The sequence below is a fragment of the Ensifer adhaerens genome, from assembly GCF_020035535.1.
GTDB lineage: Bacteria > Pseudomonadota > Alphaproteobacteria > Rhizobiales > Rhizobiaceae > Ensifer.
In genome coordinates this window covers 3,417,501-3,440,425 of sequence record NZ_CP083349.1, presented here as the reverse complement: position 1 = coordinate 3,440,425, position 22,925 = coordinate 3,417,501, and the positions used below count along the sequence as shown (strand labels likewise).

Annotated in this window: 21 protein-coding genes (1 of these 21 only partly in view); 2 read left to right on the top strand and 19 right to left on the bottom strand. The window is 62.8% G+C overall.

Annotated elements, in window-relative coordinates:
* Positions 1 to 32: 32 nt before the first annotated feature.
* The 3 genes from LAC81_RS16825 to LAC81_RS16815 are packed head-to-tail and all read right to left on the bottom strand — an operon-like array spanning position 33 to position 3,368.
* A complete protein-coding gene (locus LAC81_RS16825; protein ID WP_223725723.1) occupies positions 33 to 869 on the bottom strand; it encodes an alpha/beta fold hydrolase in 837 nt (278 codons plus the stop codon).
* A gap of 39 nt (positions 870 to 908) precedes the next feature.
* Positions 909 to 1,931, bottom strand: a complete 1,023-nt coding sequence (locus LAC81_RS16820) for a DUF1254 domain-containing protein (RefSeq protein WP_223725722.1) — start codon at positions 1,929 to 1,931, stop codon at positions 909 to 911.
* A gap of 18 nt (positions 1,932 to 1,949) precedes the next feature.
* Positions 1,950 to 3,368, bottom strand: coding sequence for a DUF1254 domain-containing protein (locus LAC81_RS16815; RefSeq protein WP_419195781.1), 1,419 nt, complete (start codon positions 3,366 to 3,368; stop codon positions 1,950 to 1,952).
* 166 nt (positions 3,369 to 3,534) lie between these two features.
* Here LAC81_RS16815 and LAC81_RS16810 point away from each other — a divergent pair, with 166 nt between their 5' ends.
* Complete coding sequence (locus tag LAC81_RS16810; protein WP_223725721.1) at positions 3,535 to 5,754, top strand: adenylate/guanylate cyclase domain-containing protein; 2,220 nt, start codon at positions 3,535 to 3,537, stop codon at positions 5,752 to 5,754.
* Positions 5,755 to 5,788: 34 nt separating this feature from the next.
* On the opposite strand, the gene LAC81_RS16805 is transcribed toward LAC81_RS16810, so the two are convergent.
* The 9 genes from LAC81_RS16805 to LAC81_RS16765 form a co-directional block, all read right to left on the bottom strand.
* Entirely contained in the window at positions 5,789 to 6,292 is a 504-nt protein-coding gene (locus LAC81_RS16805; protein WP_223725720.1) for a YHS domain-containing (seleno)protein, read from the bottom strand.
* 23 nt (positions 6,293 to 6,315) lie between these two features.
* Positions 6,316 to 6,906, bottom strand: a complete 591-nt coding sequence (locus LAC81_RS16800) for an ankyrin repeat domain-containing protein (RefSeq protein WP_223725719.1) — start codon at positions 6,904 to 6,906, stop codon at positions 6,316 to 6,318.
* A gap of 135 nt (positions 6,907 to 7,041) precedes the next feature.
* Positions 7,042 to 7,701 (bottom strand): aspartate/glutamate racemase family protein, encoded by a 660-nt coding sequence (locus tag LAC81_RS16795; protein ID WP_223725718.1) that lies wholly within the window; start codon positions 7,699 to 7,701, stop codon positions 7,042 to 7,044.
* Positions 7,698 to 9,161, bottom strand: coding sequence for an MFS transporter (locus tag LAC81_RS16790; protein ID WP_223725717.1), 1,464 nt, complete (start codon positions 9,159 to 9,161; stop codon positions 7,698 to 7,700). Before LAC81_RS16790 ends, LAC81_RS16795 begins: the two co-directional genes overlap by 4 nt.
* 285 nt (positions 9,162 to 9,446) lie before the next feature.
* Complete coding sequence (locus LAC81_RS16785; RefSeq protein ID WP_223725716.1) at positions 9,447 to 10,289, bottom strand: MurR/RpiR family transcriptional regulator; 843 nt, start codon at positions 10,287 to 10,289, stop codon at positions 9,447 to 9,449.
* A 118-nt stretch (positions 10,290 to 10,407) separates the two neighbouring features.
* The gene (gene ppk2 / locus LAC81_RS16780; RefSeq protein WP_223725715.1) at positions 10,408 to 11,328 is read right to left on the bottom strand and encodes a polyphosphate kinase 2; all 921 of its coding nucleotides are present in this window, start codon (positions 11,326 to 11,328) and stop codon (positions 10,408 to 10,410) included.
* 118 nt (positions 11,329 to 11,446) lie between these two features.
* Positions 11,447 to 12,925 (bottom strand): aldehyde dehydrogenase family protein, encoded by a 1,479-nt coding sequence (locus LAC81_RS16775; RefSeq protein ID WP_223725714.1) that lies wholly within the window; start codon positions 12,923 to 12,925, stop codon positions 11,447 to 11,449.
* A gap of 103 nt (positions 12,926 to 13,028) precedes the next feature.
* Positions 13,029 to 14,234 carry an MFS transporter gene (locus LAC81_RS16770; protein WP_223725713.1) on the bottom strand — a complete coding sequence of 402 codons (1,206 nt, stop codon included), beginning with the start codon at positions 14,232 to 14,234 and terminating at the stop codon, positions 13,029 to 13,031.
* Positions 14,235 to 14,478: 244 nt separating this feature from the next.
* The gene (locus tag LAC81_RS16765; protein WP_223725712.1) at positions 14,479 to 14,967 is read right to left on the bottom strand and encodes a DMT family transporter; all 489 of its coding nucleotides are present in this window, start codon (positions 14,965 to 14,967) and stop codon (positions 14,479 to 14,481) included.
* Positions 14,968 to 15,051: 84 nt separating this feature from the next.
* Here LAC81_RS16765 and LAC81_RS16760 point away from each other — a divergent pair, with 84 nt between their 5' ends.
* Positions 15,052 to 15,978, top strand: coding sequence for a LysR substrate-binding domain-containing protein (locus LAC81_RS16760; protein ID WP_223727845.1), 927 nt, complete (start codon positions 15,052 to 15,054; stop codon positions 15,976 to 15,978).
* A gap of 74 nt (positions 15,979 to 16,052) precedes the next feature.
* Here LAC81_RS16760 and LAC81_RS16755 read toward each other — a convergent pair whose 3' ends face one another.
* The 7 genes from LAC81_RS16755 to LAC81_RS16725 all read right to left on the bottom strand — a co-directional run.
* Positions 16,053 to 17,072, bottom strand: coding sequence for a Tim44 domain-containing protein (locus LAC81_RS16755; RefSeq protein ID WP_419195830.1), 1,020 nt, complete (start codon positions 17,070 to 17,072; stop codon positions 16,053 to 16,055).
* A 252-nt stretch (positions 17,073 to 17,324) separates the two neighbouring features.
* Entirely contained in the window at positions 17,325 to 18,920 is a 1,596-nt protein-coding gene (locus LAC81_RS16750) for a GMC family oxidoreductase (RefSeq protein WP_223725710.1), read from the bottom strand.
* A 93-nt stretch (positions 18,921 to 19,013) separates the two neighbouring features.
* Positions 19,014 to 20,009 (bottom strand): branched-chain amino acid ABC transporter permease, encoded by a 996-nt coding sequence (locus LAC81_RS16745; protein ID WP_223725709.1) that lies wholly within the window; start codon positions 20,007 to 20,009, stop codon positions 19,014 to 19,016.
* Positions 20,002 to 20,889 carry a branched-chain amino acid ABC transporter permease gene (locus LAC81_RS16740; protein WP_223725708.1) on the bottom strand — a complete coding sequence of 296 codons (888 nt, stop codon included), beginning with the start codon at positions 20,887 to 20,889 and terminating at the stop codon, positions 20,002 to 20,004. Before LAC81_RS16740 ends, LAC81_RS16745 begins: the two co-directional genes overlap by 8 nt.
* Positions 20,890 to 20,892: 3 nt before the next feature.
* On the bottom strand, positions 20,893 to 21,594 hold the full coding sequence (locus tag LAC81_RS16735; protein WP_223725707.1) for an ABC transporter ATP-binding protein: 702 nt from the start codon (positions 21,592 to 21,594) through the stop codon (positions 20,893 to 20,895).
* Between the two features lies 1 nt (position 21,595).
* On the bottom strand, positions 21,596 to 22,378 hold the full coding sequence (locus tag LAC81_RS16730) for an ABC transporter ATP-binding protein (RefSeq protein WP_223725706.1): 783 nt from the start codon (positions 22,376 to 22,378) through the stop codon (positions 21,596 to 21,598).
* Between the two features lie 4 nt (positions 22,379 to 22,382).
* A protein-coding gene (locus LAC81_RS16725; protein WP_223725705.1) for an ABC transporter substrate-binding protein crosses the window boundary here: on the bottom strand, positions 22,383 to 22,925 show its end. It continues 663 nt past the right edge of the window; 543 of the gene's 1,206 nt are visible here — the last part of the coding sequence; its start codon lies off the right edge, out of view — the gene reads right to left on this strand; the stop codon is at positions 22,383 to 22,385.

Genomic DNA, 22,925 nt, shown 5'->3' with positions numbered 1-22,925 from the left:
ATAGGGAATGATGGCGGGTCGATTCCGGCCCGTCATTGCCGGCGCTGCGTGTCGCGTTCGGCCTCATCATCCAGTGCAGCAAGGAAGGCCGTGAGTGCGGCATTGAAGCGGTCCGGCCGCTGCAGCGGTGCGAAGTGGCTGACGCCATCAAGCAGGATGAATGCGGCGCCAGGAATGCTGCGGGCGAGATAATCCGCGTGCTCGCGTTTGATGAATTCGTCGTTTTCGCTCTGGACGATTGCGACCGGCACGCGGATCCTGCCGAGGTCTTCGGCCGTGTAATTCGGCTCGGTCTTTTGCATCGCGCTGACGGCATCGACGAAAGCGCCGAAAACATCGGGCGTTGCCGATAATGCTCTGTAGTCGGCGGAATGCCGTCCGAAGCAACGGTCGAGCATCCGACTCGGCTCGATCTCCCTCGTTCCGCTCGGGTCCATGTTGCAGGCGAAGAAGAACACGCCGCTTACGCGTTCCGGTGCCATCGAGGCAAGAACGAGCGCGATGCAGGCGCCATCGCTCCAGCCGGCAAAGGCTGCGTTTTGAATTTCCAGTCTGTCCATGACCGCGAGCACGTCCGACGCCATGAGTTCATAGGTGTAGGGCTTTGCATCGCGGGTGCTGCGGCCGTGTCCGCGGCTGTCGATCAGGATGACGCGGTGGCCCGTCTCAAGCAGTGCCGGGACCTGAAAGCCCCAGTTGCCGCTGTGACCGAGGCCGCCATGCAACAGGATGACCGGCGTGCCCGATCCGTAGGCAGCACACCAGATGCGCGCGCCGTTGTGCTCGACGTGCCCCTCGACGGTTGCTGCGGGCAGGGGCGTTGCGCCATGCTCGGCGAAAGCCGCGAGGTCGTCATCCCGGAACTCCATGCAGGCGACCTCCGCAGCCTGTTTCGTGATGCGGGAAGCCTAGTTCACAGGTTGCGGCTCGGGAAAATGCCAGGAGCCATCGAGGATCTCCTTGCGCGGCCGGTAGAGCCGCACCGTGTAGTTCCAGCCGTCGACCACGGGCAGGCAATTGGCGATCTTGCCGTCGCATCCGCCGAACTGGATCGAGACGCTGCCGTCGTCACCCTTCTTGGCGGTGATGTTGTTGATCGCATAGGCGTTGTAGGGGTTCTTCTCGTAGAAGCCTTGCGCGTCGTAGACGCTGACTGACCAGAAGGCATCGACCGGCACGTCCTTGACATCGAGCTTGTAGGTCGTCTTGCCGTCGTTCTTGGCCGGTGTGACGTTCAGATAGGTCGCGTCCTTGTCCGGATTGCCGCCCCATCCGGTCGCGGTACCGATCAGGTGGCGAACAGGATCGACCTCCTGTTTGGTGCCGAAGGCCTTCTTGAAGTCCGGTATCGTGGAACCGAGCACCAGCAGCGCCTCGCGTACGGTCTTCTGACTGGCCGGATCCCAGGCCGGGATCTCGAACCTACCCTCAGCCTTCTGGCTGACCTTGATTGCGTCCTGCAGCGCATGCACCGCGGCGATATCCTTCGGGTCGGCTGGATCGACGAGGGTACGGATGCCGACGACGACGTATCGGGTTCCTACTTTTTCCTTGGTCAGCGTCGTTTCACCGGCGCCGTAGACGACTTCGGGTACATAGTGATCCTCGCTGATGACCTGCATCGACATGAAGCGCTTTCCCGCGTCCGGCATGGCGATGGTAACCGGACCGGCATCGAGATCGAACACGGCGGACGAATAGAGCGTGTCGCGGTTGAGGCGAATGACGGTCTGATTGTCGATCGAAGCCGGTTCGCGGCGGTGCAGGAATTTGCCGAAGGCGCCGTCCTTGACCATGCTGGCGGCATACATATCGCTCTCGGCGCGAATGAAATTGTCGACACCGACGGTCACAGGGTCGGCGGCACTCGAATGTGCGGCGCCGGCGATTACCAATGCAACAGCCATGAAGAAAGAACGGGAATGCAACATCTTTGGGGTTCCTTTTGATCAATTGGCGCGCTGCATCGGCGGCGCTTTCCATTTGCCGTCCAATGCGTCCGGCTTCGGCCAATAGAGCCGCATGGCCGTGAAGAATGGGCCGCTCGGTGCCGGCAGCCAGTTGGCTTCCTTCTCGGCGCCCGGCGACTCGTGCTGGATGTAGAGCGTCACACCGCCGTCGGCGTCCTTGTTCAGATTCGCAACCATCGGCGAATTGATCAGGTAGCGGTTGAGCGGATTGGCGTAGAGCAGGCTCTGCGGCAGTTCGTAGAGCGTCAGCGACCAGAAGGCGTTGACCGGGGGCAGCATGCCCGGTTCGAAGCGCAGCGTGTACTTGTTTTCACCCGAGAGCGGCGTCTTGTCGTCGCTGGTGAAATAGGCGGGATAGATGGCCTCGTCCTTGGAGTTGCCGTAGATGCCGAGCACGGCGCCGGACATGCGGTCGAGATAGCGACCGTTCAGATACTCGCGCGTGCCGAAGCTGTCGGCGCTCGTTCGCTTCCCGGTATCGAGTTCGGTTTCCTTGAATTCCTTGAAGGCGGCCCAGGCGTCGGCGATGCCGCCTTCGATCGCCTGCTGCATGTCCGGAGAGAAGGTGTTGAAGTCGAAGGTCTTGCCGCCACCGACATTGATCTTGGCGAAGCGCTCCATCAGGCCGGTTTCGGATGGATTCGTCGGACAAAAACCGAGCACGAAATTGACGATCTTGAAGAAGTCGGGCGAGGTTTTTTCCTCTTCCGCGCTGAGCGGCTTGACGAAATCGACGGCCGCGGCCGGCGCCGGTGCCGGCTGGCCAAGGAAAGTCGACAGCGGCTCGACCTTGTAGCCGGCCTGGATCTTCCTGACGTTCTCGATGTCGGCAGGATTGAACATTTGCGTGCGGTAAAGCACGAAGGCGAATTCGGTTTCCGCGCGGATCACCGCCTTTACTCCGGGCGGCGTTTCGCCTTTCCAGCCCGGTCCTGCCAGCAGGAAGCTGCCGGCCTCGTTGCCGGTGGTGCGACTGCCGACATAGGCAAAGTTGAACGTGTACATGTCGATGAACTGGAGCGAGTAGTAACGCTCCTTCTCGATCGCCGGCACCGTCAATACCAGCGGCTCGGCACGCAGGTCTGCACCCAGGAAGGAGTAAGGAGTGTCGGAGTTCGGAGTCTGGATCGCCTTGTCCTCGGGCGTATAGACCCGCGCGGTGTTGTTGAGTGTGTTCCAGCCGCTCTTGAACTCCGGATTGCCGCGATCGACGAAATAGGAATGCTGGATGCGGTAATTGTCGACCAGCGGGAAGCCGTAGATATAGGCGTCCTTGGCGATGGCGCGGGCCTCGTCTGCGGAGACGCCGATATCGGCAGCGGTCGCGCTTTTCATCTGGAGTGCGGGCAGTGCCGTTGCGAGAGCGCCGAGCACCAGCAGAGACCGTCGTTTGAGCATGGCAGATTCCTTCGGATGATCGGCGACAATCGTGCCAGTTCGGCTGGGTACCGCAAGTACGTAACGGTTACGCCAGCGAAGCGTCTCGCCCTGCGCGCCGATGGCGCCGCTCGTCAAGCTGCGGTAACATTGTCATCGGAGTACATCGTACGTAGAGAGCTCGTCGATGGAGCGCCGCCTCGCTGCCGTCCTGATTGCGGATGTCGTCGGTTACAGCCGCTTGAGCCGGCTGGACGAGGAAGGGACGCGCCTTAGATTCCAGTCTGACCTTTCCAATATCCTGGAGCCGCTCTTTCACGAACATCACGGTCGCCTGGTGAAAACGATGGGCGACGGCCTGCTCGTCGAATTCCGCAGCGTCGTCGACGCGGCGCTATGCGCGATCGACATCCAGAAGCGCAAGGCAACGGTGGAGGACGAGAAGGGCCCGGACGGCGAAAGGCTGGATTTCCGCATCGGCATAAACCTGGGTGACATCATCGTCGAGGGCGACGACATTCACGGCGACGGGGTCAATATCGCCGATCGCGTGCAGGGGCTGGCGCAGCCGGGCGGCATTGCGATCTCCGGTACGGCCTATGACCAGATCAGCTCCAGGCTGAAGGTGGGCTTTGCATCGTTGGGGCAGCAGACGGTCAAGGGTATCGCCGAGCCGATCCGTGTCTACCGCGTGCTTCTCGCCCCAGAAGCCGCGGGCAAGACGATCGCCGAGAAGGGAGCGCCGACCGCTGCCCGGCTGAAGGGTGTGGGGATCGGCTTGCTCGCGCTGGTCCTGCTGGCCGTGGTCGCCTGGTGGCAGCCCTGGATGCTGATCTCGTCGATAGGCCCAGCGCAGCGCTTCGCCTATCCCCTGCCGGACCAGCCTTCCGTTGCGGTGCTGCCCTTCATCAATGTCAGTGGCGACAGCGACCACGATCATCTGGCCGAAGGGCTGACGGACGATCTCATCACCGAACTGTCCAAGGTCTCCGGCCTGTTCGTCATCGCCCGCCATTCGGTGTTTGCGCTGAAGGGCAACGCCACCAGGATCCAGGACGTGGCGGCCGAACTGGGCGTGCACTACGTGCTGGAGGGCACGTTGCAGCGTGCCGACCAGCGACTGCGGATCAACGTCAAGCTGATCGACGCGGTGAGCGGACTTTCGCTTTGGGCCGAGCGCTACGACCGGCAATATGCCGACCTCTTCTCCGTCCAGGACGATGTCATCGGCAAGATCATTGCCGCGCTCGAAGTCAAGCTCAGCGAGGGTGAGCGCGACCAGTTGGCGCGCATTCCAACCGACAATCTGGAAGCCTACGACAACTACATGCGTGCCGAGCAGCAGGGTCTCATCTGGCGCGACGTCGACACCTACCGCCAGACGCTCTCCTTCTATCAGCGGGCGATCGACCTCGACCCGGATTTCGCCGATGCCCACGCCGGCATTGCCCGCGTCGCGGTCGACGTCTGGCGCAACGACTACAACTATCTCTGGTCGGCGGCCGTGGCGCGCAAGATTGCTTATGATGCAGCGGGTCAGGCGCTGAAGCTCGACGCCAACAACGCCCGCGCCCATACGGTGCTGGCGCTGCTACAGCTGGTCGACGGGCGTGCGACGGAGGCGAAGGAATCTGCGCTCAGGGCGGTCTCCGCACAGCCCAACGATGCCGAGGCGCTGGCCAACCTGGCGCTGGTGCTTGCGCAGACCGGCGAACACGAGCAGGCGATCGAGGATATCGACCGGGCCTTGAGGCTCGACCCGTCACCATCCTCCAGCCTGCAGCTACTTGCCGGCATCGTCTACTACACGGCACGCCGTCTGGAGCGCGCCATCCCGCTTATCGAGACGGCTGGGAAATCGCTTCCGAAGGCAGAAGCCGTGCGAGAGTATCTCGCCTCGGCCTATGCGCAGCGCGGCGATCAACCGAGTGCGGCGGCGGAAGCGGCGGAACTCCTGAAGCTCTTTCCGGACACAAACCTCACTTATTACGGCTATCTCTACGACTACTGGCGCGAAGAGGATCTCTACCGCCATCTCTTCGGCCTGCGCGTGGCGGGCATCCCGGAATGGCCCTTCGGTTTCGTCGGTGCGCCCAGCGATCGGCTTGGGCCGGCTGAACTGCAGCAATTGACCGTCGACAAGACCTGGGTGGGCGTGCACAAGAACGGCACAAGCTTCGCGCAGTTCTTCGACAAGGCGGGCAATACCGCCTATCGCACCAGCAATACGAACATCACCGGCCGTGTCGAAGTGAAGGGCAATCAGCTTTGCGAAAAATACGACGGGTACTTCCTCGACCGTATGGTCTGTGGCTACGTCTATCGCAATACGGCCAAGGGTGAGCGCACCGCCGACTACATCAACGTGACACCGCAGGCGCTGAAGTTCTTCTCGGTCGAGAAATGAGGGCGGTCACCGGTCACTGATAAGTGGATCGATTTCAGGGCGAGGGTTTCGTCCAGTTGATCGACGCCTTTTCCGTAAGCAGCGTCTGCTCGACCTCGGACCAGTGCTTGCGCGAATCGACCACCTTGTTCGGGTTCTTGACGAGGCCGTCGGCCGCACCCGGATCGTAGCTCAGATACAGCTTGTCCTCGATGATGCGCCAGGCCTTCGGGTCGATGTTGGTCGTCACGGTGCCGAAGGAAACGCCATCTGCGCAATAGCCGCCATATTGCGGCGCATAGCGGGTCGGTTCCTTGATAAACTGATCGCGGTGTTCGGCACTGGCGAACTGCCAGGTGGCGCCGAGCCAGCGGTAGGTGAATTCGGGCGATCCTTCCACTGCCTTGCTCTCGGTGAAATAGGCGACAGGATCATAACCCTTGATCGCCACGTCGCCGAAATAGCCGGTGTTGACGGGCTCTTCCGCCCGTGCCGGGCCGGCGAATGCGAACAGCGCCGCTGTCGCCGCGATCGCGCCCGTTATCGGATATCCAGACATGTCGTGCCCTCCGTTTCCGGATGTTACTGCCGTTTGGTGCATTCGCCGTAGAGCCATTCACCGACGAGGTCGGCCTTCTGACAGGTGGCTCCGGCCTTCAGGAGAAGCTCGGCCGCTGGCCAGTGCGAGCGCCATCCTGCTTGCGTCAATGGCGTGTAGCCGTTGCGCTCCTTGGCTTCGATGTCGGCCTTGTTGGCGAGCAGGAAGGCGACCACCTCGGCATGGCCCTCTTCGGCTGCCGCATGCAGCGGTGACATCTTGTAGAAGTTGGAGACGTCGTTGACCGCAGCGCCCTTGGCGACGAGCAGTTTGACGGTTTCGAGATTGCCGCCATAGGCAGCCGCATGCAGGGCCGTCAGGCCGCCCTTGTTGCGAATCTCGATGTCGCCACCGCGGTCAATGAGAAGGGCGACGATCTCGGTGCGTCCTTTGAGAGCGGCGATCAACAGCGCCGGCTCACCGGCTGCATCGGGCTCGGCCATGTTGCTTCCCTGGTCGAGCAAGGTTTTGACGCGTCCAACGTCACCGTCCCGTGCCGCGTCGTGCAACGGACCCGCCATCGCCGCCGCGGTAAATGACGCCACCACGGCGAGCGCAGCAATGAGAGATTTCATCGCCCAACCTCCGCCCCAGCTTCGGTCTCGCCCAATTGGAAAGGCCGAAAATACCACAGAGCGAGGGGTGGAAACAGGCTTACGGCGGTACGGCCCCTACTCCTTTCGGGCGAGGGTTTGCGGCGATGGGACCCGTCAGGCGGCAACCTGCATCAGGTCGAGCATGCGATCGATGGCGCTCGGAATCGGCGCGATGATCGGCGTCGAAAACAGCGGCTGGAGCTGTTCGGCCGCTTGGCCGAGCGGGCCGCCGCCGATGATGACGGCTTCGGCGCCATCCTGTTCGACGCATTGGCGGACGGCGTCGGCGAGGGCCTTCAGCAGCCGCTCCGGGTGGGCGGAGAGCGCAAGCGGATCGCCCGAGGTGCAGCGGATGCCGGTGTACTGGTTCCAGACGCCGAGGTCGCGGGCGCGGTCGTCGATCGCCTGGATCAGTTCCGGCGTCGTGGTGGCGACGCCGAACTTGCGGCCACCCTGTGAGGCCTCGATCATCGAGGCCTCACAGATGCCGATCACGGGGATCGCGAGACGGTGCTTTAGGGCGGCAAGGCCGGGATCGCCGAAGGCGCTGACGACGATGCCGAGGCATCCGGTCTCATGCTTTTCGCCGATCTCGACGACCTCGGCAGCGGCTGCATACAGTTGCTCGGGGGTCACGATCATCGGTGGGTTCCGCATGGCCGTGGCGACTGCCACGGCCATGCGTCCTGATGCAGCTTTGCGTGCGATGGCGACCATCATGTCGCTGGTGGCATGCGAGCTGTTCGGGTTGATCAGAAGGATATGTGAGCTCACGTTCTCAGTTCCGCGCCGACTTTGATTTCAGAGGTGTCAGCCTTTGCAAGGTCGGCACCTGCAGGCTGGGTCAGATCCTCCATCGACATGCCGTAGGTCTCGGGCCCGAGCTGGATGCAGAAGGCGAAGACCGCATACATGCTGGCGGCGAGACCGAAGACACCGACCATGCCGTAGACGTCGAAGAGCGCGCCGGCGATGGTGGGGATGAAGGAACCCGCGGCCGAACCGGTTGCCAGGATCAGCGCCACGCCGAAGGCGCGGATGCGGGTGGGGAAGAGTTCAGGCGCATAGATCCAGATCGACGTGTTGAGCAGCAGTACGAAGAACTGGAAGATCGCTCCGAACGTCAGGACGAGGTAGATGTTCGTGCCGAGATACGCGATCGAAACCGCGGCAAGGCAAGCGAAGACGGCACCGAGCGTCAGCACCTTCTTGCGCGGGAAGTAATAGCCGAACATCGAGGCGGCGATGGCGCCAAGCACGCTGCCGCTCTGGATGATCATGCTGTAGAGCAGGCTTCCCTGGAGCGTATAGCCCATGGAGACGAAGATGATCGGCATCAGGGTCAGCACCGAAAGCTGGGCGCCGTAGCTCATCAGGATGGCGATGGCGACCGGGATGGTGCGGCCGAGATAGGGTGCGCGGAAGAGTTCCTTCCAGTCGCTCTTGACCGGTTCCTCGTCCTTCAGGTGGTCTTTGGTCAGGTATTCCTGGACCTTGAGGTTGCGCGGCCGCAGCGAGCCGGAGGCAAGGATCGAAAGCACCTTGTTGGCCTCGTCGATCTTGCCTTGAGAGGCAAGGAAGCGGGGCGTTTCAGGCACGAAGCGGCGGTAGAAGACGACCAGCAGGGCCGGCAGGGCAAGTGCGGCGAAGAGCCAGCGCCAGCTGTTTTCACCCGGGAAGAGGGTGAAGATCATCAGGCCGAAGGCCGGCGCCAGGAAGTTGCCGAAGCCGCCGGCACCCACATTGACGAGGCCTGCCGCCGTGCCGCGGAATTTCGGCGAGCAGAACTCCGACAGCATGGTCACGGCCGTCGAGATTTCGCCGCCGACGCCGAAGCCGACGATGGCGCGGGCGAAGCAGAGGGTGGCGAAGTTCGGCGCCATGGCGCAGGCCGCCGAGCCGATGGTGAAGAGCAGGAGGTTGATGGTCAGCATCACGCGGCGGCCGTAGCGGTCGCCTAGGATGCCGGAGAGAAGCCGGCCGAGCGCGGCGCTGCCGAAGGTGATGGTGTTGAGGAAGCCGATGTCGGTTCCGGTCAGGCCCCAATGTTCCTTCAGGATCGGGCCGGCAACGCCGATGGTGTTCTGCTCGAAGCTGTCGAACAGGCAGCCGATGAGCACGAGGGCGAGGATTTGCTTGTGGGCGCCGGTGACGCCGATTTTGGTGAAGGCGGATTCCAACTGTCTGATGACCGGCGATGACCTGCCGGACGGCACCATATTTTCCGCTGCCATGGTTCGTTCCCCTTTATGACTTAACAACGTGAAAACTTAGTTTCATGAAATCTACATCACGAAACCGTGGTTTCATAGAAGATTCTATGATGCGCTGCGAAAGGACGAAGCCGTTCGGCCGCATGGTTCATGGAATGCAGATTTCGTGCCATTTCGTGAGAAACCAAGGTTTCTCATTTGGTATCAAAAGCTTCGCGGAAAGAGATCGCCAGCGACGCGAATGAAACTCAGGTTTCGCCTGCTTGAAAAATATTCTGGCGTTTCAGGCAAATGCCCAATCTGCGCTCACAATTCCTCGAGCGCATCGTTGATGGCTTCGATGCCGCGGAGGCGATTTCGGCCGGACGTTCCGGCGATTTCGATGCATCGGGTGGTGAGCAGATGACAGAGCGCCATCACCGAGACGTGGTTGAATAGGGGGCCCGGTGCCAGCGTCTGACAGCGGAAATGCCATTCCGCCTGGTTGAGGAAGGGCACGCCCTCGTCGGTGACGTAGAGCAGGCGCGCGCCCGACTTTTCGAGTTGCGCGAGAATGGGTTCCATCAGGGAGACGCGCCGGCGCAGGCCGAAGAGGATGACGACGTCGCTGCCGTTGATGCTGACGAGATGTTCGCCGAGCGTCTGGCCGCCGCCCGGGATGGCCGCGATGTTCTCGATCACCTGGGTCATCTGCCATTGCAGATAGGTGGCGAAGGGATGGCTAGCGCGGAAGCCGATGACCCAGACCTTGCGGGCGCCGAGAATGGCGGTTGCCGCTGCTGTCACCTGGGTTTCGGATATGGCGAGGAAGGTCGCCTCGATGTTGGCGACGCCTTGCGCCACGTGCGAGGTGAGCGACTGCTCGCCGCCGCTGTCGGTGGCGGTTGCGAGGAACAGCCGCGAGCCGGTCTGCTTGTCGGCGCGGGCATGCCGGCGCGCTTCCTCGTAGTTGTCGTAGCCGAGCCGCTGGATGAAACGGGAGACGGTCGCCTTCGACACATGCGCCAGCGCCGCCAGCTCCTGGGCCGAGTAGCTCGCGACCTCGCCGGGAAAATCGCAGAGGAAGTCCCCCAGCCGCCGTTCGGCCGGATGAAGTTCCGGCAACACCTGGCGCACACGCGTGAGGAAGGACCGTTCTTTGGGGCTCATGTCGATTCCATGAAACTGTCGTTTCACGGCAATCTCTGATTTTCGGGGGGATATTGCAAGCGAGGCAGGCGGGGGCCGCCTCGCTTTCAACTGCTACCGGGCGAGCGGGCCGCGCGCGTCAGTATTTCGACGGCACGTAGAGTTCCGGTGGCAGCACCTTGCGCTCGTAGTCCGGGTTGAAGACGCGTTCCGGCAGGGAGATTTCCTCGTGCGGCACGTCCTCGTAGGGGATCTGCGTCAGGAGATGATCGATGCAGTTGAGCCGGGCGCGCTTCTTGTCGTTGCCTTCGACGATATGCCAGGGCGCTTCCGGGATGTTGGTGCGAGCGAAGGTCTCTTCCTTGGCCTTGGTGTAGCCTTCCCAGCGTACCCGCGACTGCAGGTCCATCGGCGAAAGCTTCCACTGCTTCAACGGGTCGTGAATGCGCACGAGGAAGCGCATCTGCTGCTCTTCGTCGGTGATCGAGAACCAGTACTTGACCAGCCGGATGCCGGAGCGGACGAGCATGCGCTCGAATTCCGGAACGTCGTCGAAGAACTGCTCGACCTGGTCTTCGGTGGCAAAGCCCATGACGCGCTCGACGCCGGAGCGGTTGTACCAGGAGCGGTCGAACAGCACGATTTCGCCGCCGGCCGGCAAATGCGGCACGTAGCGTTGGAAATACCATTGGGTCTTTTCGCGGTCGGACGGTGCCGGCAGTGCGACGACGCGCACGACGCGCGGATTGAGCCTCTGGGTGATGCGCTTGATGACGCCGCCCTTGCCGGCGGAGTCGCGTCCCTCGAAGATCACCACCACCTTTTCCTTGTGGTAGACCACCCAGTCCTGAAGTTTGATCAGCTCCGACTGCAGCCGGAGCAGCGAGCGAAAGTAATCGATGCGCGGGATCGATGGCGGGTGGTTCTTGCGATAGATCTTGCGGATCTCTTCCGACAGCGCCGGTTCGGAGAGTTCGAGCTCATAGTCCTCGTCCAGCGTATCGGCCAGTTCCGCTTCCAGCCAGTCCTGCGTTTCGATCTCGTCGTTCGACCTGTTCATCTGAGCCTCCGGATTGCCCGTGTTCCACGACAACCTTGCATGATGCCATCGTTAGTCGGCTTATTTCACAAACGCATGAAAGGAATTTGACGCGGGTTCGTCTGTGCCCCGATCGGCCCTAATCCTTGAGGTACCAGCCCCAGGGTTCGTCGGCGTCGAAGCTGGTGATTTGCTTGGTTTCCAGATAGTTCGAAAGACCCCAGCGGCCGAGTTCGCGGCCGATGCCCGATTGCTTGTAGCCACCCCAGGGCGCCTCGGTGAAGGTCGGCTGCGAGCAGTTGATCCAGACGATGCCGGCGCGAAAGGCACGGGCGACGCGCTCGCAGCGCTCACGATCGGCCGACATGACGGCGGCCGCCAGGCCGAAGCGGCTGTCGTTGGCCATGCGGATCGCGTCGGCCTCTTCGCCAAACGGCTTGACGCAGACGACCGGACCAAAGATCTCCTCGCGCCAGACGTAACTGTCTTCGCGCATATCGGTCAGCACCGTCGGTTCGATGAAGTAGCCGCTGTTGAGGCCGGCCGGGCGGCCGCCGCCGGCAGCCACCGTGGCGCCGTCCTGGCGGGCGCGGTCGATCGCGCCCATGATCTTGTCGTACTGCCCCTTCGAGACGATCGGCCCGAGCAGCGTGCCGTCGTCGAGGCCGTTGCCGATGGTGATTTTTGCTGCCTCTTCGCAAAGACGCCTGACGACGGCTTCGTAGATTCCCTCTTCGACAAGCACGCGCGAAGTCGCCGAGCAGACCTGGCCCTGGTTCCAGAAGATGCCGAACATGATCCATTCGACCGCCTTGTCGATGTCGCTGTCGGCGAAGACGACGAAAGGCGACTTGCCGCCGAGTTCGAGGCTGACATTCTTGATGTCCTGGGCGCCGGCCATCATCACCTTGCGGCCGGTGACGACAGAGCCGGTAAAGGCGAGCTTGTCGACCAGAGGATGTTCGGTTAGCGGCTGGCCGGCATCCGCGCCGGTGCCGGTGACGATATTGAGCACGCCGGGTGGCAGGCCGATCTCCTCGGCGATGACGCCGAGTTCCAGCGCCGTCAGCGGCGTCAGCTCGGAAGGCTTGAGCACGATGGTGCAGCCGGCAGCAAGCGCCGGCGCCACTTTCCACGATACCATCAGCAGCGGGTAGTTCCACGGCGTGATGGCGCCAACGACGCCGAGCGGCTCGCGCACGGCACGCGCGGTGAAGCGGCTGTCGCCGACGGGGATCGTCTCTTCCGGATTGGCGTCCAGTTCCTCGGCGAGGCCGGCATAGAAACGAAAGCAGCCGGCCGCATCGTCGATGTCCCAGAGCGCCTCTGGCAGCGGCTTGCCATTGTCGGCGACTTCGAGCCGCGCCAGCGAGTGGCGGTTCTCCTCGATCTTGGCGGCGATCGCCTGGAGATAGACGGCACGCTCAGCGCCTGACAGTTTCGGCCAGGAGCCGCTGTCGAAGGCGATGCGGGCGGCCTTTGCAGCCCGGTCCACGTCTTCATAGGTTGCGGCCGGCGCGCGGTGGATGACTTCCTCCGTCGCCGGGTCGACCACCTCAAGCGTGCCGCCGCGCCGCGGTTTTTCCCATTTGCCACCAATGAACAGCCGATCCTGCATACCACACCCCTTTTAGCCCGGAGCGAGTATGGCCAGTCGATGCGAAACGCGCCAGCCGCAAGTTACGGCTGGCGTTGATCTTTTTGCCGCGGGGGACGTCGATTCAGCGGTCGGTCGTTCGCCTGCGCCACGCGAGGAAGGGCAGAACCGGCAGCACGGCGCAGGCGCTGGCAAACAGCCAGAACTGCCCGAGGGACAGGAGATTGCTGGTATACAAGGCACCAGAGACGATGCCGGCGATCAAGCAGGCATCCATGAGTGGCAAGCTGATGGCGTAAAGTACCGTCTGGCGCTCCAGAGGCAGGCAGCGTTGCACGAGGGTAAAGTACGTGGCGAAGGCGACCATCTCCGGTATGCCGCCGACGATCAGCAGTGTGCTGGCTGCCAGGTAGTTGGGGGCAAAAATCAGCGCAAAGGTCGAAAGGCCTTCGAACAGGCTGGAGAGGAGATAGGCGCGAAGCAGCGCCCGCGTAGTGGTCAAAGCCCCTGCCAACCGGTGAGAGACGACGGCGCCAATCAGGGCGCCGGCACCCTGTGCCGCCAGTAGCAAGGTCCACATCTCCGGGCCCAGATGAAACTGGTCACGATTGAGCCAGAACAGGAACGGCTGCAGCGCACCGAGCGAGACCATGTAGCCGAAGGCCGGGAGCAGCAAAGCCCAGAGCAAGGGGTTCTCGCGGAAAATCGCAATGGTTTCTCGTCCGAAGCCCGATGCGTCCGAGGGGGCTGCGTTCTGTCGCACCGGCTTGTCGCCCGGTTGAAGCATCAGCAGAAGGACTGCCCCGATCTGGGCGAGCGCCAGCGCAACAAGTGTTGCCACGATCGAGGTGGAGGCGGCTGCGAGACCCGCTGCCGGCGGCCCGAAAATCTTGGCAAAGCGGTCGATCGCCTGGAAGGCGGTGTTGGCCTCCATGTTGCGGCCGGCTGGAACGACGGCGGCGCGCAGCGTCAACAGACCCGGCGTGATCACCGCATCCGCAGCGCCGATGACCAATACGATCATCTGCAATGTCATCGCGTCCGTTGCGAATGCAAGGCTGGGAGTGGCGACGGCGGTCACGAAGAGGGAGCACAGCACCGGAAGCCGCGGGCCACTACGCCGTAGGAGCGACGCGACGATCGGCGCAAGCAGGAGGCTCGGCAGGAGTCGCAGGGCAAGACTGCCGACCAGTTCCACACCGGCGCCGAAGCGGGCTGCAACAATGAGCGGCAACGCGGCGACGAGCATCCAGGAGCAGAAGGAATCGACGGTGAGGACGAGGCTGATGCGCCGGAAGGCGGCATTACCCCAAAGATTGAAACTATTCATGGGAGAGCCCGATGACACGCAATCGATCTCGGTTCGGCTGCAATGGGCAGGTTTGATGAGATCGACGCGAACAGGATTAGCCCGCGCAAGAGGCGGACGGTTCTGGGCTCACAGATGCAAGCCCCGCCTTGCGGGGCAGATCAGGCCATCAAATGGGGTTCGTTCGACATGGTTAGCCAATACCATGCGCGTTTCTCGTGTGACAAGCGGCAGCCAGTTTGGCTGCCGATGCACCGGGCTACGGCTATCGCGTTGCGTTGGCCAAGGCCGGCGTGACATTGGCGATCTGCGTGATCACCATGCCGCCGACAATGAAGAGCAGACCGGTCAGCCGTGCCGCATTGACCGGTTTCACCGGGAAGCCCATCAGGCCGTAGTGATCGATCAGCATGGAAATCGCCATTTGGCCGGCGATGACGGCAACAATGAAGCTTGCCGCGCCGAGCTTCGGCGCAAGGAGGAGAGCCGCGGTGATGTAGATCACGCCGGCGAGGCCGCCGATCCAGATCCACCACGGACCCTTGAATGCCACAGCAAGGCTGGGCAACGGCGCCCGGAAGGCAATCAGCATCGGCAGGATGAGCGCGAGGCTGACACCGAGCGAGACTACCGTCGCCCAGAGCGGATGACCGAGGAGGCGGCCAAGGTTGGCATTGGCGCCGGCCTGGAGGGGAACGACGGCGCCGGCGAAGATCGCCACGGCAAGCAACAGGAGGGAGGAGAGATTGGGCATTGTTTTTTCCTTCTTCATTGACCCTTTCTCTCTCATTGATACGAAGAATGGAAATTCCATTTTCTTACGTGCTATATTCATATGATGAATAATTTGGCTGGCATCGACCTGAACCTGCTCGTCGTACTCGACGCCCTGTTGGCGGAACGCCACGTCTCGCGTGCAGCTCTCCGGCTGAACAAAAGCCAACCAGCGGTCAGCCATGCGCTGGCGCGTTTGCGCGCCCTCTTCGACGATCCGCTGCTGGTGCGTCATGGCGGACAGCTCGATCCGACTGTACGCGCATTGGAGATCGCGCCGCGGCTTGCCGAGGCCCTCGCGCATATGCGCCAACTCGTGGGATCCCAGCCGTTCGATCCGGGGCGTGAGCGTCACGTCTTTCGGTTGGCGATGTCCGACTACGCCGCCCTCGTTCTGCTACCGCAATTGATGGCGGTGCTGCGCCGGCAGGCACCGAACGTCGATCTCATCGTCAGCCAGGCGAGCCGCGAAGTGATGATGTCGCAGACGATAGACGGCGAGATCGATCTGGCGCTCGGCGTGTTTCCAACGCTGGCCGAGGATTTGAGGACGTCGCTGCTGTTTGAGGAATACTTCGCCTGTCTGGCCGATGGCGCGAGCCTTGGTGACGAAAAGGCGATGGATCTTGCTGCATATCTGGAGCGGCCGCATATTCTCGTCTCGCTGCGTGGTGATACCGGCAACGAGATCGACCTGGCGCTTTCGGCTGCCGGACATAAGCGCCGCATTGCGCTGGCGCTGCCCCATTGGAGTGCGGCGCCCGGTCTCGTGCTTGGAACCGATCTGGTACTCACCGTTGCGCGGCGTATCCTGCCGCGCGAGGGGGAGACTGGGCCGTTGGCCATTTTCGCCCCGCCCTTCGCCATCCCGCCTTTTTTCTTCCGGCAGATCTGGCATCGGCGGCGTGATGGCGACCCGGCTCACCGCTGGCTCCGGGAGCTGATCAACGAAATCCTCTCGCCGCCGGATGCTGTGCCCGCGTCCATGTGATCGTGTGATCCCGAAAATGAAAAGGCCCGGTGCGGCGACGCCGACCGGGCCTTTCTTATAGGCTTTGTTTCGCGTCAGTCGTGGCTGACGCCCTGGATTGCCGAAACCTGCCATTCAGCACCGGGCTTGCGAACGAAGGTCCAGAGCTCGACCGCTTCGGTCAGCTTGTCCGGATCGCCGCTGATCACCTTGCCCGTGGTGCGGTCACGCATCACGTCGATGCTTTCATAGCGCATCGCAACGGTCGCGTAGTCGGTGCCGTTTTCGGACCAGGCTTCCGCCACATCGCCCTGGACGAGATGCACGTCGCGCACATCGTTCTTGACGCCGCTCGTTGCGTTGTCACTCAGCTCTTCGGCGAGGTAGGACATGGCTTCCGGCGTCGTCAGGCGACGCAGCGTGCCATAATCTTCCTCGGCGTAAGCGGCCTGCACGTCCTTCAGCATCTTTTCGAACTGCTCAAGGTCGGATCCCTGGATGCCGATTTCATCGGCCGGACCATCGGTAGCTGGTACTGGTGCCGGTGTTGCCGTCGGGCGTGCATTCGCCTGGCCGCCGGCCTGGCCATTCGACTGGCCACCGCCGATGCTCGGGATCTTGAACGAGGGCATACCGCACGACGCCGACTGGGCCGACGACCGCTCGGACGGGCCGGCATAGGCCGTCTGCTGACGGTTGCGCCCGAAGAAGCGCATAGCGAGCATGATCAGGCCACCGATCAGCAGCATCTGCACGATCAGGCCGAGGAAGCCGGCAGCGCCGCCGAAGCCGCCACCCATCAGCATGCCGATCAGACCGCCGACCATGAGGCCGCCGAGCAGCGAACCGCCAAAGCCGCTGAAGAAGCCGGGACGGGCGTTCGGCTGGGTGGCGTTGGTCGGGCGTGTCTGGCCGGCTGCCGGATTGGTAGCAGCAGGACCGGCATCCTGGCGCGGCGTCATCGAACGGTCGATCGGTGCCGCGTTGGTCGGCGCGGTACGGGTTACGGGCGGCTGCGAGAAGGTGCGGGTGCCGCGGCTGCCGAAGCCGCCACCCGAACGCCGCGCTTCGGCGACGTCCACAACTGTCAGCGCGACTGTCAAGCCGATCGCCATCATTGCCAGAGCTCGTCCAAAACGCCCAAATCGCTGCATTGCCATCAAAACCCCTTATCTTGCTTGGGCTCAAAATGAGCCGTCACGGTATGATATAGGGGCTCAAGCACTGAGATTTAAGCGTTTCGCGTCGCATTTCGGCCAGTTTACCGTTATCCGCTGCCGATCTTCGGGCCGAATACCGCGTGGAATCAGCACCTTCGATCGCACCGGATCTCGTGTTCTCAGACGTAAAGCCTCCCCGCACTTTCGCTAGCGATTGGCCGCCAGAATCATGGCAGCCGCCTTCTCCGCGATCATGATCGTCGGCGAGTTGGTGTTGCCGGAGGTGATTGTCGGCATGATCGAGGCGTCGGCGATGCGCAGCCCTTTGAGCCCGCGCAGGCGCAGTTCCGGATCGACGACGCTCTCCGGGTCCGTGCCCATGCGGCAGGTCCCGACCGGGTGGAAGATCGTCGTGCCGATATCCCCGGCGGCGCGCTTCAGATCGTCCTCGGTCTCATAGGATGGGCCCGGCTTGAACTCGACCGGGCTGAAGCGGGCGAAGGAGGGCTGTTTGACGATCCGCCGCGTCAGTCGGATGGCGCTGACGGCGACATTGCGATCGGCTTCCGCTGTCAGGTAACGCGGCCGAATGTCCGGTGCGGCAGCGAAGTCCGGACCCTTCAGATGCACCGAGCCACGACTTTCCGGACGGAGATTGCAGACGCTGGCGGTGATCGCCGGGAAGGAATGGACCGGCTCGCCGAACTTGTCGAGCGAGACCGGCTGGACGTGATATTGGAGATCAGGGGTTTCCTTCTCCGGGCCTGACTTGGTGAAGATGCCGAGCTGGCTCGGCGCCATCGCCATCGGCCCGGAGCGCTTCAACAGATATTCCAGCCCGATCGATGCCTTGCCGAAAAGCGAGTTGGCCTTTTCGTTGAGCGTGGGTACGCCCGTGACCTTGTAAGCCATGCGGAGCTGAAGGTGGTCCTGCAGGTTTTCGCCGACGCCGGCGCGTTCGTGGCGAAGCTCGATGCCGTTTGCCTGAAGCACGTCGCCGCGACCGATGCCCGAGAGTTCGAGGATATGGGGCGAACCGATCGCGCCGGCGGAGAGCACCGTTTCGCGGCTGGCGCGGGCGCGCTTGACCGTGCCGTCATGCTGAAACTCGACGCCGGCGACGCGATCGCCCTCGATGATCAGCTTGCGCACATGCGCCTTGGTGAGAACAGTGAGGTTGCCGCGCTTCTGCGCCGGGCGCAGGAACGCCTTGGCCGTATTCCAGCGGATGCCGGAGCGCTGGTTGACGTCGAAATAGCCGGAGCCCTCGTTGCTGCCGCGGTTGAAATCTGGTGTCTCGGGAATGCCGGCCTCGGTGGCAGCCTTCTGGAAGGCATCGAGAACGGCCCAGCGCACGCGGGCCTTCTCCACCCGCCATTCGCCGCCGGCTCCGTGCATCTCGTTGGCGCCGCGATAGTGGTCCTCCGATTTCTTGAAGAGCGGCAGAACGTCGTCCCAGCCCCAGCCGGTGCAGCCGAGTTGACGCCAGTGGTCGTAGTCACTCGCCTGGCCGCGCATGTAGATCATGCCGTTGATCGATGAGCAGCCGCCGAGCACCTTGCCGCGAGGATAGCCGAGCGAGCGGCCGTTGAGGCCCTCTTCCGCGGCGGTCGTGAAGCACCAGTCCGTGCGCGGATTGTTGATGCAATAGAGGTAACCGACCGGGATGTGGATCCAGTGGTAGTTGTCGCGGCCGCCTGCCTCCAGCAACAAGACGCGATGGCTCGGATTTTCGGAAAGCCGGTTGGCAAGCACGCAGCCGGCGCTCCCCGCTCCGACGACGATATAGTCGAACGTGTCCATGGTTCTCTCTCAATGTTCGGGGCTCGGTCCCTGCTAAATCCGGACCGGGCTTTGGCTCCGTTCCGCCCGCGGGCTGCGGGCGGGGAGGGGCCGCTATTGTCTGTGTTCAAAACCGAGCTTGCGGCCGAGCCGCGAATGATAGAACTCGCCGACGATGCCGCGGCGGAAGACCAGCACGCAGACCATGAAGACGAGGCCGGTGATGATCGTCACCGGGAATTCCGATGTCGCGAGGTAATTCTGCAGCGTCACCACCAGCCCGGCGCCGAAGAGCGGGCCGATCAAAGTGCCGATGCCGCCGAGCAGTGTCATCAGGATCACTTCGCCCGACATCTGCCAGCCGACATCCGTCAGCGTCGCGAACTGGAAGACCAGCGCCTTGACCCCGCCGGCAAGGCCGGTGAGCGCTGCCGACATGACAAAGGCGGCGAGCTTGTAGTTGCGCACGGAGTAGCCGAGCGATACGGCGCGCGTTTCGTTCTCGCGGATCGATTTCAGGATCATGCCGAAGGGCGAATGGATGATGCGCCAGATGATGGCGACGCCGATGACGAAGACGCCGAGCACGAAATAATACATGTTCGTCGACTGGCTGAGATCGATGAAGCCGAAGAGATGGCCGCGCGGCACGGACTGGATGCCGTCCTCGCCCTTGGTGAACTCGGCCTGCAGGCAGAAGAAATAGAACATCTGCGCCAGCGCCAGCGTGATCATGGCGAAGTAGATGCCCTGCCGGCGGATCGCGAGATAGCCGACGACCAGGCCGAGCACCGCCGCGCCGACGACACCGACCAAGATGCCGAGTTCCGGCGGCAGGCCCCATTCCTTGACCGCATGCGCGGTGAAATAGGCAGCCCCGCCGAAGAAGGCGGCGTGGCCGAAAGAGAGCAGACCGGTATAGCCGAGCAGCAGGTTGAAGGCGCAGGCAAAGAGCGCGAAGCAGAGGAGCTTCATCAGGAAAATGGGGTAGAAGAACAGGGGCGCCAGGATCAGGAGCACCAGTCCAATTCCAAGGAACACCGTCTGCGCGACGGCCGGACCCTTTTCCTTCGGTTTTTCGATGTCGAGTGTCAGCGTCATATCAAGCATCCCGGCCGAAGAGGCCTGCCGGCCGTATCATGAGAACGATGGCCATGATCACGAAGATCACGATGTTGGAGGCCTCCGGATAGAAGACCTTGGTCAATCCCTCGGCGACGCCGAGCAGATAGCCGGTGACGATCGCGCCCATGATCGAGCCCATGCCGCCGACGACGACCACGGCGAAGACGACGATGATGATGTTCGAACCCATCAGCGGCGAGACTTGGTAGATCGGTGCGGCAAGCACGCCGGCAAGGGCTGCAAGGGCGGCACCCAGTGCATAGGTCAGCGTCAGGAGGAAGGGCACGTTGATGCCGAAGGATTGCACCAGAACCGGGTTTTCGGTGGCAGCGCGCAGATAGGAGCCGAGCTTGGTCTTCTCGATTACCAGCCAGGTGCCGATGCAGACGATCAGCGAGAAGACGATCACCCAGCCGCGATAGACGGGCAAGAACATGAAGCCGAGATTGGTGCCGCCGGTGAGCGCTGCCGGCGTCGCATAGGGCTGGCCGGACGCACCATAGAGATAGCGGAAGGTGCCTTCGATCGTCAGCGCCAGGCCGAAGGTGAAGAGCAGGCCATAGAGCGGGTCGAGCGTATAGAGGCGTCGCAGCATCGTGCGCTCGATGACGGCGCCAACGAGACCGACGGCGACGGGTGCTATGATCAGCGCCGGCCAATAGCCGATGCCGAAATGCGACAACAGCATCCAGGCGAAGAAGGCGCCGAGCATATATTGCGCGCCATGGGCGAAGTTGATGACCCGCAGCAGGCCGAAGATGATCGCGAGACCGAGGCTCAGAAGCGCGTAGAACGAGCCGTTGATCAGCCCGATCAGCAGCTGCCCGAGAAAGGCCTGAAGGGGAATTCCGAAGATCGTGCTCATGGTTCAGACCCCCAGCACATCATGCAGCGTGTCCATGCGGGCGGACAGTTCCGAAACCGGGAACTCGCCGACCATCTGGCCATGGTCCATCAGATAGAAGCGGTCGGCAACCTTGCTGGCGAAGCGAAAATTCTGCTCGACCAGAAGCACGGTCATGCCGCGTTGCTTCAGGGTTTTCAGCACGTCGCCAATGCGCTGGACGATGACCGGCGCGAGACCTTCCGTCGGTTCGTCGAGCAGCATCATGCGCACGCCGGTACGCAGGATCCGGGCGATCGCCAGCATCTGCTGTTCGCCGCCGGAAAGCTTCGTTCCGGGGCTGCTGCGGCGTTCGTAAAGGTTCGGGAAAAGCTCGAAGATCTCGTCGACCGTCATGCCGCCGCTAGCGACCGCCGGCGGTAGCAGCAGGTTTTCGTGGACCGAAAGCGTCGAGAAGATGCCGCGCTCTTCCGGGATGAAGCCGAGGCCGTGATGGGCGACCCGGTGCAGCGGCACTTTCATCAGGTCCGCGCCGGCAAAGCGGATTTCGCCCTTGCGCTTGCGCACGATGCCCATGATAGAGCGCAGCGTCGTCGTCTTGCCGACGCCGTTGCGACCAAGCAGCGTGACCATCTCGCCTTCGCCGACCGTCAGGTCGACGCCGTGCAGGATGTGGCTTTCGCCATACCAGGCGTTGAGGCCGGAGACTTTGAGAAGCGGTTTCATGTCAGGCCTCCTCGGTGCCCATATAGGCGGTGCGCACGCGCGGATCCGCCGACACCTTCGCATAGTCGCCCTCGGCCAGGATCTCGCCGCGCTGGAGCACGGTGACCTGATGACAGAGGGTCGAGACGACGGAGAGATTGTGCTCGACCATCAGCACGGCGCGTTCGCGCGCCACTTCGCGGATGATCTCGGCGACCATGCCGACATCCTCGAGGCCCATGCCGGCCATCGGCTCATCGAGCAGCAACACCTTGGGATCGAGCGCCAGGGTGGTCGCGATTTCCAGCACGCGCTTGCGTCCATAGGAAAGATCGGCGGCAACGGCATTGCGCTCCCTGTCGAGACCGACCGAACGGATCAGCTGATCGGCCTCGGCCGTCAGCCTGTCGAGCGCCGACATCGGCTTCCAGAACTGTGTCGCGAGCCCGTTCGGCCGCTGCAGCGCCACGCGCACATTGTCGAGCACGCTCATATGCGGAAACACCGCCGAGATCTGGAACGAGCGCACCAGGCCCATGCGCGCCACCTTGTCCGGCGCCGTGCGGGTGATGTCCTCGCCGAGCAGCGTGATCGTGCCGTCGGTCGGCTGCAGGAACTTGGTCAACAGGTTGAAGACCGTGGTCTTGCCGGCGCCGTTCGGTCCGATCAACGCATGCACGCGCGCATGATGGACGTCGAGATTGACGTTGTTGACGGCGGTGAAGCCGCCAAAGTCACGGCGCAGGCCGCGGGCGGACAGAACCACCCGCGGCGCGCCATTCGGTTCGGTGACCGGCGCGCTCATCGCGTCAGGACTTCACGAGGTCGCAGCCGCTCTTGGCCGGATCGATGAAGGCTTCAGCACCGGGAATTGTGGCGAGCACCTTGAAGTAATCCCAGGGTTCCTTGCTTTCGTCCGGCTTCTTCACTTCCAGCAGGTACATGTCGTGGATCATGCGGCCGTTGGCGGCAACCGTGCCGTTCTCGGCAAAAACGTCGTTGACCGGAAGCGCATGCAGCTCCTTGGCGACGGCGTCGGCATCATCGGTTCCAGCCTTCTCGATCGCCTTCAGATAGGAAAGCACGGCCGAATAGGTGCCGGCGTGGACCATGTTCGGCATCTTGCCGGTGCGCTCCATAAAGCGCTTGCCGAATTTGGCGCTCTCTTCGTTGCGGTTCCAATAGAAGCCCTCGGTGAGTGTCAGCCCCTGAGCCGCTTCGAGGCCAAGGCCATGAACCTCGGCGAGCGTGAAGAGCAGGGCTGCGAGGCGCTGGCCGCCCTGGACGATGCCAAATTCGGCCGCCTGCTTGATGGCGTTGGAGGTGTCGAGGCCGGCATTGGCAAGGCCGAT